This is a genomic window from Bacteroides acidifaciens, assembly GCF_903181435.1.
Taxonomy (GTDB): domain Bacteria; phylum Bacteroidota; class Bacteroidia; order Bacteroidales; family Bacteroidaceae; genus Bacteroides.
In genome coordinates, this window is record NZ_CAEUHO010000001.1 from 2,582,566 (window position 1) to 2,597,062 (window position 14,497).

The 14,497-nt window shown below is 44.1% G+C and carries 14 protein-coding genes and 1 tRNA gene; 10 read left to right on the forward strand and 5 right to left on the reverse strand.

Annotated features, from left to right (window positions below; translation table 11 throughout):
• Position 1: 1 nt before the first annotated feature.
• Entirely contained in the window at positions 2-1,315 is a 1,314-nt protein-coding gene (locus CLIN57ABFB40_RS10930; protein ID WP_175630072.1) for a TIGR01777 family oxidoreductase, read from the reverse strand.
• 206 nt (positions 1,316-1,521) lie between these two features.
• Between CLIN57ABFB40_RS10930 and CLIN57ABFB40_RS10935 the strand changes: the two genes are divergently transcribed.
• The 3 genes from CLIN57ABFB40_RS10935 to galB all read left to right on the forward strand — a co-directional run bounded on the left by CLIN57ABFB40_RS10935 (position 1,522) and on the right by galB (position 5,961).
• Positions 1,522-2,502, forward strand: a complete 981-nt coding sequence (locus CLIN57ABFB40_RS10935; protein WP_175630073.1) for a lytic transglycosylase domain-containing protein — start codon at positions 1,522-1,524, stop codon at positions 2,500-2,502.
• A gap of 18 nt (positions 2,503-2,520) precedes the next feature.
• Complete coding sequence (locus CLIN57ABFB40_RS10940) at positions 2,521-3,396, forward strand: ion transporter (RefSeq protein WP_175630074.1); 876 nt, start codon at positions 2,521-2,523, stop codon at positions 3,394-3,396.
• 63 nt (positions 3,397-3,459) lie between these two features.
• Entirely contained in the window at positions 3,460-5,961 is a 2,502-nt protein-coding gene (galB, locus tag CLIN57ABFB40_RS10945) for a beta-galactosidase GalB (RefSeq protein ID WP_175630075.1), read from the forward strand.
• Positions 5,962-6,030: 69 nt separating this feature from the next.
• On the opposite strand, the gene CLIN57ABFB40_RS10950 is transcribed toward galB, so the two are convergent.
• The 4 genes from CLIN57ABFB40_RS10950 to CLIN57ABFB40_RS10965 form a co-directional block, all read right to left on the reverse strand.
• Positions 6,031-6,396 carry a DUF2809 domain-containing protein gene (locus tag CLIN57ABFB40_RS10950; RefSeq protein WP_175630076.1) on the reverse strand — a complete coding sequence of 122 codons (366 nt, stop codon included), beginning with the start codon at positions 6,394-6,396 and terminating at the stop codon, positions 6,031-6,033.
• Between the two features lie 154 nt (positions 6,397-6,550).
• On the reverse strand, positions 6,551-7,324 hold the full coding sequence (locus CLIN57ABFB40_RS10955; protein WP_175630077.1) for a TIGR03915 family putative DNA repair protein: 774 nt from the start codon (positions 7,322-7,324) through the stop codon (positions 6,551-6,553).
• Positions 7,321-8,589 carry a putative DNA modification/repair radical SAM protein gene (locus tag CLIN57ABFB40_RS10960; RefSeq protein ID WP_175630078.1) on the reverse strand — a complete coding sequence of 423 codons (1,269 nt, stop codon included), beginning with the start codon at positions 8,587-8,589 and terminating at the stop codon, positions 7,321-7,323. Before CLIN57ABFB40_RS10960 ends, CLIN57ABFB40_RS10955 begins: the two co-directional genes overlap by 4 nt.
• A gap of 164 nt (positions 8,590-8,753) precedes the next feature.
• Positions 8,754-8,930 (reverse strand): histone H1, encoded by a 177-nt coding sequence (locus CLIN57ABFB40_RS10965; RefSeq protein WP_024988745.1) that lies wholly within the window; start codon positions 8,928-8,930, stop codon positions 8,754-8,756.
• Between the two features lie 147 nt (positions 8,931-9,077).
• On the opposite strand from CLIN57ABFB40_RS10965, the gene CLIN57ABFB40_RS10970 reads away from it, so the two are divergent.
• From CLIN57ABFB40_RS10970 to CLIN57ABFB40_RS11000, 7 genes are all read left to right on the forward strand, one after another.
• Positions 9,078-9,725, forward strand: a complete 648-nt coding sequence (locus tag CLIN57ABFB40_RS10970; RefSeq protein ID WP_175630079.1) for a helix-turn-helix domain-containing protein — start codon at positions 9,078-9,080, stop codon at positions 9,723-9,725.
• A 170-nt stretch (positions 9,726-9,895) separates the two neighbouring features.
• On the forward strand, positions 9,896-10,528 hold the full coding sequence (locus CLIN57ABFB40_RS10975) for a hypothetical protein (protein ID WP_136014065.1): 633 nt from the start codon (positions 9,896-9,898) through the stop codon (positions 10,526-10,528).
• A gap of 205 nt (positions 10,529-10,733) precedes the next feature.
• Positions 10,734-11,312: a uracil-DNA glycosylase family protein gene (locus CLIN57ABFB40_RS10980; RefSeq protein WP_175630080.1), complete on the forward strand. Its 579-nt coding sequence runs from the start codon at positions 10,734-10,736 to the stop codon at positions 11,310-11,312.
• A gap of 39 nt (positions 11,313-11,351) precedes the next feature.
• Positions 11,352-11,705 carry an arsenate reductase family protein gene (locus tag CLIN57ABFB40_RS10985; protein WP_175630081.1) on the forward strand — a complete coding sequence of 118 codons (354 nt, stop codon included), beginning with the start codon at positions 11,352-11,354 and terminating at the stop codon, positions 11,703-11,705.
• Positions 11,706-11,770: 65 nt separating this feature from the next.
• A tRNA-Trp gene (locus CLIN57ABFB40_RS10990) sits at positions 11,771-11,843 on the forward strand.
• 949 nt (positions 11,844-12,792) lie between these two features.
• Positions 12,793-13,356: an RNA polymerase sigma-70 factor gene (locus CLIN57ABFB40_RS10995; protein WP_175630082.1), complete on the forward strand. Its 564-nt coding sequence runs from the start codon at positions 12,793-12,795 to the stop codon at positions 13,354-13,356.
• Positions 13,357-13,434: 78 nt separating this feature from the next.
• Positions 13,435-14,439: a FecR family protein gene (locus CLIN57ABFB40_RS11000; RefSeq protein WP_175630083.1), complete on the forward strand. Its 1,005-nt coding sequence runs from the start codon at positions 13,435-13,437 to the stop codon at positions 14,437-14,439.
• Positions 14,440-14,497 lie beyond the last annotated feature (58 nt).

The following is a 14,497-nucleotide window of genomic DNA, read 5'->3' on the forward strand; positions in this document are numbered from 1 at the left end:
TTTAGAATTGCTCGATCCATTGCAATCGGTTTGTATCGTAACCACGGCGTTCGGCAGCGGTGACGAGTTTTTTCTTTATCTCTTCCGGCAGTTGCGGTGTCCGGCTCAGTATCCAGAGATACTTGTCGGTACTGCTGCCTACAAGTGCATAGTTATAATTCTCTCCATCCAGTTCCAGTACATAGTAGTCTGAATAGAAGTTGAGAAAGAAAGAAACTTTCAGTTTACCCGGCTGCGAGGAGTCAGGTATCTTGGCATGACCGTTGGCGGTCTTGCAAATATCATAGGGGAAGTTGCGCTTGCATCCCCGATTCTCTACACGAATAGTGCCATCGGGACGGAGTGTGTAGGTGGCGGTCACATCGACAAGTCCACGTTCAAAGCGGTTCTCGTAGCGGGCTATTTCATACCAAAGCCCCATATAGCGGTTCAAGTCGAGGATTCGGACGGTACTGTGGTCTGTTCCTTTGAAAAGCCGTTCTACGCTGGGGACAGTGAAATGGAATCCCGCTTCCCGAAGGCGCGTAGGACGCACCCGCTGACCGGACGTGAGGAAAGAAGCGGCTTCCCCATAGAGTATTCGAAAGACTGTTTGAGGAACGACGACTGTTGCCCACGCGTGGTAGGCTTTCGCCATTTCACGGGCGAAAGTATATTGGGAGATTTGTTGCGGAGCAACCAGGTTATATACACCGCGTGTCTCCTCATGACTGATAAAAAATTCCATGGCACGGCAAAGGTCGCGCATATCTATCCACGGGAAAGACTGGGTACCGGGACCGATGGCAGCGGCAATCTTCGTTGCCTGCAAGGGACGGAGCATCTGTTGCATCGCCCCACCGTCCGGTGAAAGCACGACCCCGAAACGGGTGATGACGAGCCGCGTATGTTCGGGACAGCGTCTGGCTTCTTTTTCCCATGCATAACAAAGGTCGGACAGGAAGCCGTCTCCACGGGTACGGATATATTCGTCCACTTCCGCCAACGCAGGATAATACCCTACGGCTGAAGCGGAAATCATCAGCTTCGGTTTCGTCCGCACGGCATTCAGCGCACGGATTATGCGGTGCGTGACGATGACACGACTGTCAAAAAGTTCTTGCTTGTGCTCCGGTGTCCAACGCTTGTTAATCGGCGCACCCGCCAGATTGATAATGACATCGCAATGTGCCAACGTCTGAATCAAATGTCCGGACATACCTTCGCGAAACATCGACCTTCCCAAAGGAATGATGCGATGTCCGCCCTTTTCGGTCAGATAGTTGGAGAGATGTTTACCTATATATCCGGTAGCTCCGGTCATTGCTATATTCATCTTGATTCTATTGTGTATTTAACTATACTAGAAAAACGTATAAAATGCAAGAAAAGTTCTTTGAAAAAAGCAAAATGAGATTATCTTTGCAATCGGTGTAGTGCCGGAGCAAGGTTTCCTTGCAGCATAATTGCCTTAGGCATGGATTGCTTCAGGTATGAATTATGCTAAAAGGCTGCCTATTTTAAATTAAATAAAGAATTAAAATGGAGAAACAAACTAAAATCAACTATATCCTAACTCTTATATCAATGTTCTGCATTGGTGCCACTATCCCTACTCTGATAGGTAGCAGCCATGTCAATGAACAACATTCGGCCAAGTCGGAAGTGCCCTACTGCGTCACCTCTCCCACCGTGCCCACCCAAGTCACTTTCGACGGAACCACCATCGACCTTCGCCGCTATGACCGCCGCGAACGGATGGACCGCGAAATGATGGCATTCACCTATATGCACTCTACAACCATGCTTCTGATAAAGCGTGCCAACCGCTACTTCCCTATCGTGGAACCGATATTGAAAGCGAACGGTATTCCTGATGATTTTAAATATCTGATGGTGATTGAAAGTAACCTGAACAACATCGCCCGCTCTCCTGCCGGAGCAGCCGGACTGTGGCAGTTCATGCCCGCCACCGGACGGGAATTCGGACTGGAAGTGAATGATAACGTGGACGAACGTTACAACATCGAAAAAGCAACCGTTGCCGCCTGCAAGTATTTCAAACAGGCGTATGACAAATATGGCGACTGGATGGCAGTGTCCGCTGCATATAATGCCGGACAGGCTCGCATCTCTTCCCAACTCGACAGGCAACTGGCAAGCCATGCCATGGACTTATGGCTGGTGGAAGAAACGTCACGCTATATGTTCCGTTTGCTCGCTGCCAAAGAGATATTAAGCAACCCGCAACGTTATGGATTCCTGCTGAAAAGAGAACATCTCTACCCGGCTATTCCGTACAAGAAAGTGACTGTCAGCACTCCCATCGACAGCCTGAGCGATTTTGCCAAACAACAAGGTATCACTTATGCGCAACTCCGTGACGCTAACCCGTGGCTGCGCGACACTTCGCTGAAAAACAAAACCGGTAAAAACTATGTTCTCCATATCCCCACACAGGAAGGAATGTATTATGACCCGCAAAAGACTGTTGCCTACAACAAGAATTGGGTGATTGACTAACACCATTTTTTCTTTATTATGAAACTGAAAGAAAGAATCCAACGTTTTCTGCATGACGAGAAACTGAAACGAAAGTTATACGTCATCATTTTCGAATCGGATACCCCCACAGGGAAATTGTTCGATGTGATTCTTATCGGCTGTATCCTGGTCAGCGTGCTACTCGTCATTATCGAAAGCCTGAAACTTCCTTCATACCTGACGACTCCGTTTGTCGTGCTGGAATATCTTTTCACCGCTTTCTTCACGTTCGAGTATCTGACGAGAATTTATTGCTCGCCCCATCCCCGGAAATACGTTCTTAGTTTTTTCGGCATCGTTGACCTGTTGGCTACCCTGCCACTCTATATCGGGCTACTCTTCCCGGGTGCACGCTACCTGCTTATCATACGCGCTTTCCGGCTGATACGGGTGTTTCGTGTATTCAAGTTGTTCAACTTTCTAAACGAAGGCGAACGGCTGCTCACGGCCCTGCGCGAGAGCAGCAAAAAGATTGCGGTATTTTTTCTGTTTGTTGTGATTTTGGTTACTTCTATCGGCACGTTGATGTATATGATTGAAGGCACGCATCCCGGGTCACAGTTCAACAATATTCCGAACAGCATTTACTGGGCAATTGTCACCATGACTACTGTAGGTTACGGAGACATCACTCCTGTCACCGGTTTGGGGAAGTTCCTTTCTGCCTGTGTGATGCTTATCGGTTACACCATTATCGCCGTGCCGACAGGTATCGTATCGGCTTCGATGATGAAAGATTATAAACGAAGAAAGGACAAGGAATGTCCCAATTGCCACCGTTCCGGTCATGAAGACAATGCGGAATTTTGCAAATATTGCGGAAGCAGTCTGAACTCCCCCGAAACAAAAGACGAAGCGAAAGACGACATATAACTCAAAAATCAAAATGAAAAACAATCTTTACCCCCTATATTACAATATTTACCCTCTATATTTATGAATAAATATCTTAAAATCGCAGTAGCTCTATTAGCAGCTTTACCAGCATTTACAGTCGCACAAGTGCGCACTGAACAGACCTTTGAAAAGGGATGGAAATTTACCCGCGAAGACAACAAGAATTTCAGTCAGAAAGAGTATAATGATGCCAAATGGCAATCTGTTACCGTCCCGCACGACTGGGCTATCTATGGTCCTTTCAGTATCGACAATGACAAACAGAAAGTGGCTATCACCCAAGATGGTCAGAAGGAAGCAATGGAACACGCAGGACGTACAGGCGGACTCCCTTTTGTCGGAGTGGGCTGGTATCGCCTGAATTTTGAGGCTCCTGGATTCTCTTCCGGCAAGAAAGCAACCCTTATCCTTGACGGTGCCATGAGTCACGCCCGTGTGTATATCAACGGACAAGAAGCGGGTTACTGGCCTTATGGCTATAACTCATTCTGCATCGACGCCACCCCTTACCTGAAAGCGAACGGGCAAAATACATTAGCCGTCCGTCTGGAAAACGAAAACGAATCTTCACGCTGGTATCCGGGAGCAGGGCTTTACCGGAATGTTCATCTGGTGATTAACGAGGACGCCCATATCCCGACATGGGGAACGCAACTGACTACTCCTGTCGTGAAAAAGGAATTCGCCAAAGTAAACTTAAAGACCAGTCTTGAGTTTCCTTCCGGCAAGTCATTTACCGATTACCGTATCGTGACCGAACTGAAAGCTCCCAACGGAAAAGTAGTAGCCACCAATGAGAAAAAGGGGACTAAGTATGACGGAAAAGTCTTTGAACAGAATTTCGTGGTGGATGCTCCTTTGCTTTGGTCGCCCGACTCACCTTCACTCTATTCTGCCGTATCCAAGGTTTATGAAGGAAATACGCTGAAAGACGAATATACTACACCCTTCGGTATCCGTTCTATCGAAATCATCCCGAACAAAGGATTTTATCTGAATGGAGAACGTACTGTGTTCAAGGGTGTATGCAATCATCATGATTTAGGTCCTTTGGGTGGCATTGCCAATGAAGCCGGTATCCGTCGGCAGATACGTATATTGAAAGATATGGGTTGCAACGCCATCCGTACTTCTCACAATATGCCTGCACCGGAATTGATTCGTGCTTGTGACGAGATGGGCATGATGGTAATGGCAGAATCATTTGATGAATGGAAAGGTGCTAAATTGCAGAATGGTTATCACAAGGTTTTCGATGAATGGGTGGAGAAGGATTTAATAAATCTGCTTCATCAGTTCCGCAACAGTCCCAGTGTGGTGATGTGGTGTATCGGTAATGAAGTTCCCGACCAGTGGAACGGTGACCGTGGTCCTAAACTCTCCCGCTTCCTGCAAGACATCTGCCATCGTGAAGACCCTACACGTCCCGTCACTCAAGGGATGGACGCTCCCGATGCCGTAGTTAATAACAATATGGCTGCCGTGATGGACGTAGCCGGATTTAATTATCGTCCGCACAAATATCAAGAGAATTACAAGAAAATCCCGCAACAGATTATCCTAGGTAGCGAGACTGCTTCAACGCTCAGTTCACGTGGTGTGTACAAACTGCCTGTTGCCCGCCGTTCGATGCATAAATATCCCGACCACCAGGCCTCTTCTTATGATGTGGAACACTGCGGATGGTCTAATCTGCCCGAAGATGATTTCATTCAGCATGAAGACTTGCCGTATTGTATCGGAGAATTCGTATGGACCGGATTCGACTATCTGGGTGAGCCGACGCCTTATTATACGGATTGGCCAAGCCATTCTTCCTTATTCGGAATCATCGACCTTGCCGGATTGCCGAAAGACCGTTATTATCTCTATCGCAGTCATTGGAACAAGAAAAAAGAAACGCTCCATATCCTGCCTCATTGGAATTGGGAAGGACACGAAGGGGAAGTAGTACCTGTATTTGTCTATACCAACTATCCGTCTGCCGAACTGTTCATCAACGGCAAGAGCCAGGGCAAACGCACGAAAGACCTCTCTGTAACAATTGACAACAGTGCCGATTCCGTTTCTATGGCCAACCTTAAACGCCAGCAGCGTTATCGCCTGATGTGGATGGACACGAAGTACGAACCGGGTACAGTGAAAGTGGTGGCTTATGACAAAGACGGCAAGGCTGTCGCTGAAAAGGAGATTCATACTGCCGGAAAGCCTCATCATATCGAACTGACACCGGACCGCGCGCAAATTAAAGCTGACGGAAAAGACTTGTCATTTGTAACAGTCAGAGTAATGGATAAAGATGGGAATCTCTGCCCGCTAGCAGACAATGTTATCAACTTCAAAGTGAAAGGTGCAGGAACATACCGTGCAGGAGCCAACGGGAATCCTGCTTCACTCGAATCGTTCCAGACACCGAAAATGAAGGTCTTTAACGGTATGATGACTGCCATCGTTTCTTCTTCCGACAAACCGGGAAAGATTATACTGGAAGCTTCTGGAAAAGGGTTAACGAAAGGTGTGTTGGAGATTGAAAGTAAATAGGAAGTAATGCTCTTATAAAACAAAAAATGGGGTGAAAATCGTAAATACGATCATCACCCCATTTTTTTGTCATTTTCGTTGAAACAAGCGCTCAAACAAAATTATGAACACGTATCCCACTGCATAGCAAACTATATCCGCCCAATCGAACGTAGAGCCCAGAACAACTCTGGCTACACGATTCGTTATGCCTAAAATCTCCACTAATTGGAAATACTGCATCACTTCCACAAAACAAGCAAATAGAAATACATAGAACGGCATTCGTGGAATACCTGTCGGCAGAAATATTCTCACAAAACTATATACCAGCACAACGACCAATACATCTCCGATGTAAGGACGAACAAAATTATCACGTACATACAATGCTATCAGCACTTCTATGCAAAAGATAACCAAAAAGCTGATTATATAAAATATTCTTTTCTTCATTATTCACTCAATCACAGGGTTCGATATTCATTTGAGTGTGCAAATATACGATAAAATAGAACGGATACATTCAAATATTACTAAACTTGAAGAGGATTACAATCTTTTCTTATTGGAGAAGCCATAATTAGGAAAGGTTGCCTTATGGTGATTTTCACCGCTGCTTCTCAGTCAAATACTTCCAGTAACGCACAGGCATATCCTGTCTGTGTTTTCTCGGATTAATGCGTTCTTTTATACAAATCGCCTTGAAATAGGTTTTCCAAAGTTGTTGGAAGAGTTTTTCGTCTTTATCCATGAGGCTTTCATCCAGCATCCCCGTTATCAGGTGGGATTCCCGACTGTCATCATCAAAAGAAATCGTAGTCACTTCCTGTAAGTTGTAATAAAAGCCATAGCGACGTTTCATATCATAGATAATCCACTTTTGGTCGGCAAAGCGGTCTTTAAAGTGATGGACGGTAAGCGGCAACGCATTAAATTGCGGTTCGAAAGCAGCGAAGAATGTGCCGTCCGCAGCCTTCTGAAAACGGACAAACTGCATTAAATGTACACGTTCGCCATCCACCTTTTTCCAGATTTGTGCCAGTTGAAGTACATCCGGGTCGGCAAAATTGGTTTCAATGGAACGAGGAGAATCAATCGCCTTGCGGATATATCGAAAAATAAGCATTCCCACTTCCGGCAGTTCCGACAACCAACTTTGAGTGAGACAACCCAGTGCCGAAGATGAAACCTTTTTCTGCAGACCGCGCCATACACGGGCGGCTTTCTCCTCATCAGTAACCACCGTATGCAATTCATCATAAAACAAAGGCAAAGCATCCCCTTCCGACAAGAGTTCGTCGGGAAAAGTCTTGCGGAAATAAGCGTCGAAGACAGCTGTCAGCAGACCATCAAAAGTTTTATCGTAGATATAGATATTCATTCTCCAAAGTCAAGTACCAACTGGCGTTCGTCCACTTTCTTTTTAGATTTCGGCAACAATAAAGTACGTACCCGTTGCGGGGAAAGCTCGTTCACTGTCTGCATTTGAAGAGGAAGTTCCTTGCAAGTAATGAAGTATTGCGCTTTTTTCATCACTACTCCTATCTTTTTCAATTCATAAAAGCCCAGTCGGGAGAAGCGCCGGGAAGCGACAATCAGCTTCGCCGATTTTACACCGATGCCCGGCACACGGAGAAGCATTTCGTAATCCGCTTTATTGATGTCGACCGGGAAATGTTCGGGATGGCGCAATGCCCAAGAGAGTTTCGGGTCTATTTCGAGGTCAAGGTCCGGGTAAGAGTCGTCTACTATTTCATCTACTTTGAATTGATAGAAACGTAACAGCCAGTCAGCCTGATAAAGCCGGTTTTCGCGTACTAAAGGTGGTTGTTTCAAGGCCGGAAGGCGCTTGTCGTAGGTATTTACGGAGACATAGCCGGAATAGTAGACACGCTTCATCGTGGGACGGTTGTAGAGTGCTGACGAAAGGAAAAGAATGTCCTTATCCGATTCGGATGTGGCACCGACGATAACCTGCGTACTCTGTCCGGCAGGTGCGAAGCGCGGAGCGTGACGGAACTTCTGCCGTTCTTCCTTGCTCTCCAATACGCCTTGCTGGATATATTTCATCGGGGCAAAGACGCTTTTATGGTCTTTTTCCGGCGCAAGCAGTTTCAGGTTCTCTTCTTTGGGAATTTCTACGTTGACGCTGAGACGGTCGGCATACAGTCCGGCCTCATTCACCAGTTCGCGGCTGGCGCCAGGGATGCTCTTCAGATGGATGTATCCGTTGAAGCAATGTACCTGCCGCAGGTCTTTGGCAACACGCACAAGGCGCTCCATCGTATAGTCGGGGTTGCGGACTACGCCGGAACTGAGAAACAGACCTTCTATATAGTTACGACGATAAAACTCCATCGTCAATTCCACCAATTCAGATACCGAAAAGGTGGCGCGCGGAAGGTCGTTGCTACGTCTGTTGATGCAGTAGGCGCAATCGTAGATACAGTAATTGGTAAGCATGATTTTCAGCAGTGATATGCACCGCCCGTCCTCGGCAAAACTATGGCATATCCCCCATCCCCCCACAGTATTGCCCAGCATCCCCGATTTATTGGAGCGCACTGTGCCACTGGAAGAACAGGAAACATCGTACTTTGCAGATTCCGCAAGTATCTTCAGTTTAGCCAAGACATTTTCGTTCATAAATTCCCAATCTGATTATTTCCGCAAATATACGATTAAATTTGATTTAGGTATCCACTTTCAAATCTTCCATTAAAAAAGATATTGCCAGTACAGAAAGAGGGTCTGTCGCTTATTGCAACAGACCCTCTCCTTTTTCCTGTATCTTAGTAGTCTTCTGACTATTACTGTTTAGCAGCTTCCAAAGATGCTTTACGGAATTCTTTCATTGCTTTTTCGATTTCCAAAGAAGCTTTACGAGCACGAGTTCCTGCTGCTTTGTTACCGTTTTCAATCTGAGCGTTAGCATCTTTAGAGAAGTCAGCATAAAGAGCTGCTACTTTTTCTACCAATTCTTTCATAATCCTTTTATTTTTTCGTTAATAATGTGCCGCAAAAATACACTGTTTCCCGAAATAAACGCATAAAAACAATATTTTTTTTGAAATATTCTTCGAAAATTATGCAAAAAAAAAGCTTTTCACCTTGTTTTATCTACCTTTGCAGCCATGAAACTGCTTACAGATACCGATTATATACATGCACTGATTGCTGAGGGTGAGCATCAACAACAGGATTTTAAGTTCGAAATTTCCGACGCACGCAAAATAGCCAAGACTCTCTCCGCTTTTGCCAATACCGACGGGGGACGATTACTTATCGGCGTAAAAGACAACGGAAAAATAGCAGGAGTACGCTCCGAAGAAGAGAGATATATGATTGAAGCCGCCGCGCAACTTTACTGTGTGCCAGAAGTGGAATACACACTAAAAACATATATAGTAGAAGGACGACAGGTTTTAGTGGCTACCATCGAAGAAACTCCGCACAAACCGGTGTATGCCAAAGATGAAACGGGCAAACCTCTCGCCTATCTCCGCATCAAAGACGAGAATATACTGGCAACTCCCATACATCTCCGTGTATGGCAACAAAGCGACAGCCCGCGGGGAGAACTTATCCGATACACTGAACGGGAACAGCTTTTACTGGAACAACTGGAACAGGGAGCATTACTCTCACTCAACCGCTATTGCCGTCAGACAGGAGTTTCACGCCGCGCTGCTGAACATCTGCTTGCCAAATTTGTTCGTTATGATATTGTAGAACCTGTATTCGAAAATCACAAATTCTACTTCCGGATAAAGAACGAATAATCACATATAATAAAAAGAGACAATGCCGGACATCGAAAAGGACTTGGAATGTTGGTGAAACCCGCTGTTTTTTTGTACCTTTGCGGGCAGATTGCCAATGGATAGTTATGCGACATAGCTTCCACGCACTCCAATAGTAAATTGTAAATAATAAAATTGTAAATATAACAATGGGCTTATTTGGTTTATTCAAGAAGAAATCCGATGAAACGAAAGTCGGCAATGTAGAAGATTTCATATCTCTGACCCGGGTTTATTTCCAGTCAGTTATCGCCACCAATCTTGGTATCACAAATATCCGCTTCTTGCCGGATGTAGCTAATTTTAAACGTTTGTTTAAAGTGCCTACACAGAATGGCAAATTGGGACTGGCGGAGAAATCAGCTTCACGCAAGATGCTGATGCAGGATTACGGGCTGAACGAGAGTTTCTTCAAAGAAATTGACGCTTCGGTGAAACGTAATTGCCGCACACAGAATGATATCCAGTCTTATTTGTTCATGTACCAGGGATTTTCCAATGACTTGATGATGTTGATGGGAAACTTGATGCAGTGGAAGTTCCGTATGCCGTCTATTTTCAAGAAGGCTCTTTATGGAATGACGCAGAAGACGGTTCATGATGTATGCACGAAGACGGTATGGAAGGCAGATGACGTGCACAAAACAGCTGCGGCTGTTCGTCAGTATAAGGAGCGTTTGGGATACTCGGAACAGTGGATGACGGATTATGTGTATAATATCGTCCTACTGGCTAAAAAAGAGCAGAAACGCAAGGATGACGACACAGAAACGAAAAAATAAGTGGTCGCAAGTGTTAGAAAATCGTAAAGATTGACACGATAGAAAAAGCAGGGGTTTTGAACCTCTGCTTTTTTTGTTGTCTTTATAGGCTCTATGAAAACTGACATACCATCTTTATTATTAATCAACAAAAAGAAATGGATTGCTTATGAAACAAAAGAAAATAGAATCATTATTTTTGCAAGAAATTAAATAACGCATAAAAATGGAAATCGAAAAACATCCGTTAGCACCGTTTCTCCCAGCGAAAGCACAACTACTTATGCTGGGAAGTTTTCCACCGCAGAAGAAACGCTGGTCGATGGACTTCTACTACCCGAACCTGAACAATGACATGTGGCGGATTTTCGGTGTTTTATTCTTCAATAACAAAGAGCACTTTCTAAATTCGACACGAAAAGCGTTCGTTCGCGAACGGATTATAGACTTTTTGAACGAAAAAGGGATTGCACTGTTCGATACGGCTTCTTCTATTCGCAGATTGCAGGATAATGCTTCGGACAAGTTTCTGGAAGTGGTGGAAGCCACCGACGTAGCAGCATTACTTCGTCAGCTTCCCGAATGTAAGGCAATCGTCACCACGGGGCAAAAAGCTACAGATACGCTCCGGCAGCAGTTCGATGTGGAAGAACCGAAAGTGGGCGATTACGCAGAATTCGTTTTTGAAGGACGGGCTATGAGGTTATACCGTATGCCTTCTTCCTCGCGGGCCTACCCGCTGGCATTGGATAAGAAAGCGGCGGCTTATCGGATAATGTATCAAGATTTACAGATACTTTCATAAAAAAATAAGTATATAATAATCATTTAATAATAATTGCGTATGACACCTTTATTTTTGCAATACCCGGCATGCAGTACCTGTCAGAAAGCCAAGAAGTGGTTAACAGAAAATAACATTGAGTTTACAAACCGATTAATTGTAGAAGAAAATCCTACGGTTGAAGAGCTAAAAACATGGATTCCACGCAGCGGTCTGCCTATAAAGAAATTCTTCAACACTAGCGGATTAGTTTATAAAGAGTTGAAACTGAGCGAGAAGCTACCAGGTATGAGTGAAGAAGAACAAATAGCGCTGCTGGCAACAAACGGTAAATTGGTGAAACGCCCATTAGTAGTGGCAGACAGCTTTGTCCTGGTCGGCTTTAAGCCCGATGAGTGGGAAAAATTAAAATAATTCAAAACTTATTTACCCGATTATTTGGAGATTCAAAAGTTTGTACTACCTTTGCAGCCACAAATACGGGAGTAGCTCAGTTGGTAGAGCACCGGTCTCCAAAACCGGGTGTCGGGAGTTCGAGCCTCTCCTCCCGTGCGAAAAAAAAGCCGCAGGTAATCGTTGATTTTCTGTGGCTTTTTTTTTCTATAAAAATCAAGTCTATCCAATTTATTCACATAAGGAGGACTCAGGTCTCAGTCTGAAAATTTGGGGGATTTGATTCAGGGCAATCACATCCTTAAAAAAAGATTCATTCCGGTGCGGGGATGAATCAAAGCAGTACTGAAGTAAGCCGAACCATGTACTTGACTTACTCAAGTCTCCTATATCATTTCATTGAATGTAGTACTTGTTGCAGCCAAGTCTCCTACTTGTTACAACTAAATCTCCTACCAAATATAAAAAGTAAAAACCGCCTTCAGCTTTCAGTTCTTCAAAAAATCCCCTTTTCATCGGTGTTTTTGGCTGAAGTCACCCCTGAATGCAAAAGTGTATAACTTAACCACGTGCCACCCACTTTTACCCGGGTGATGAATCTATATACCCCGCGTGGTGGGCATATAGATCCAGTACGGTGAGTATATATACCTACCACGATGAATATATAGCTCTACTGTCAAGTCTGAAAAAGCTGAATGCGCTGAAAGCACTCCCCCCTGGCTACAACCTATTCTCGCAGGGGGTGTTTTTTTCCGCCTTCAGCCGCTATCCCCTTTTACCAAAGCGTTTGCGAATAAAACTGAAACGGCTGAAACCGGATGATAGCATAAAAAATCAGTAAGAGAGTTTTTAGCTAGTTTGGATACAGATAATTGGAGATTTGGTGCATTTCCGCACGGGAATGAATCATTTTTTAGGGATATGGCTGTGTCCTGAACCAAATCCCCCAAGAATTACAACTGAGCCACTTTTTAGAGCACCTCATTCATATACATACTGGAACTTTCATTTCACTGTAAAAAATATTTTTTTGTTAATAACAGGATATAGATATAAAAATTACTTATTTTTGCGCAATTGATAGTATTCACCCAACCTCAACAGCATGCAACCTTTTAATGAAAAACAACTTTTAGAGGCTATCAGCAAAGGAGACGAGAAGGCTTTTGAAACCTTCTTCCTTCACTATTATCCACAAGTCAAAGGATTTATCACCGGATTATTGCAATCGCCGGAAGAAGCGGAAGATATATCGCAGGATATATTTCTAATGCTGTGGGGCAACCGCTCATCCCTCAATACAATCAACAATTTCAAATCTTATCTTTTCCGTGTCTGCAAAAATGCGGTATACCGGCATATCGAACGTGCGTTACTATTCAAAAACTACCAGCAAAAACAAGCCGAGAAGATTGTTTCCACACCGGAAAGCAACGAAACTGACGACAAGATACAACTCAAGGAACTTGAACTACTGGTAGCAATGGTTGTGGAAAAAATGCCTCCGCAACGGAAGAAAATATATAAGATGAGCCGGGAATCAGGAATGAGCAGTGACGAAATAGCCCAAACGTTAGGCATCAATAAACGAACTGTCGAGAACCATCTTTCACAAGCCCTCACAGACATACGGAAAGTGCTATTTATTGCCTTTTTTCTATTTTTCTAAAAAAAATATGAATTCAGACCGTGCGTAGTTGACCAGCTACGTATCTTATATAAGAAACCATCACCATAAAACATTAATATGTCGAATACCTATAAAATAATTAAAATTTTTATTTCCGACAAGTTCAGTCCCGAACTTAAGGAAAAGACATGGAGATGGATCATTGACTCCGCTGGACAGGACAAGAAGGAAGAAGCAATGATGCAGGTATGGGAAGAACAAGAATTCAAAACCGATGCAAGCACCATACGTTCTTATCAGGATTTCCGCAAGAAGCTGCCACATTCACAAAAAACAGTCGTTTCTTATACGTTGCGCAAATGGGGACAAGTAGCGGCAGCATTACTCATCCCTCTGCTGTCCATTTGGATAGCTTACCTGTATATGCAATTTGATGAAAAACCTGTAGAATTGGTAGAATACTTTGTACCTAAGGGAGAACAGAGGCAAATCACTTTGCCCGACGGTTCCATAGCGCATCTCAATTCAGGGACATTGTTAATATATCCACAGAAATTTGCTAATGACATGCGTTCCGTATATCTGATGGGAGAAGCTAATTTCGATGTAAAGAAAGATAGCCAACATCCGTTCATTGTCAAGACCGGCCATCTGAAAGTTAAAGTTTTGGGAACCAAGTTCAACGTATACGCCTATCCGGAAGATGAAAAAACAATCGCCACTCTTGAATCAGGCTCAATTGTTGTTCAGAAATCGAACGATGAGGACATCATTACCCTGACACCCAATGAGCAACTTGAATATGACAATCCAACCGGAGAATTCAATAAAAAAATCATTGACGCTTCCTTATACTCCGGTTGGACCAAAGGTGAATTAAACTTTGCCGGAATGACTCTCAAAGACATTTTCACTACAATAGAAAGAATATATAATATACAGATCATCGTTCCTCCACATCTAGCCACGACGGATGTATATACGATCAAATTCAAACATAAAGCTCCTATCAAAGATATCATGAATATTGTAACAAAAGCGATAGGAAGCATCGATTATAAAGTAGAGAACGAGAACGTGCTTTTAATTTATTCACCCCAAAACAAGAAAGGAGGCAGATAGACAGAGAAAAGGAAGTCGGTATTTCGCGGATACCAACTCCCCTAAATCAATCAAAATT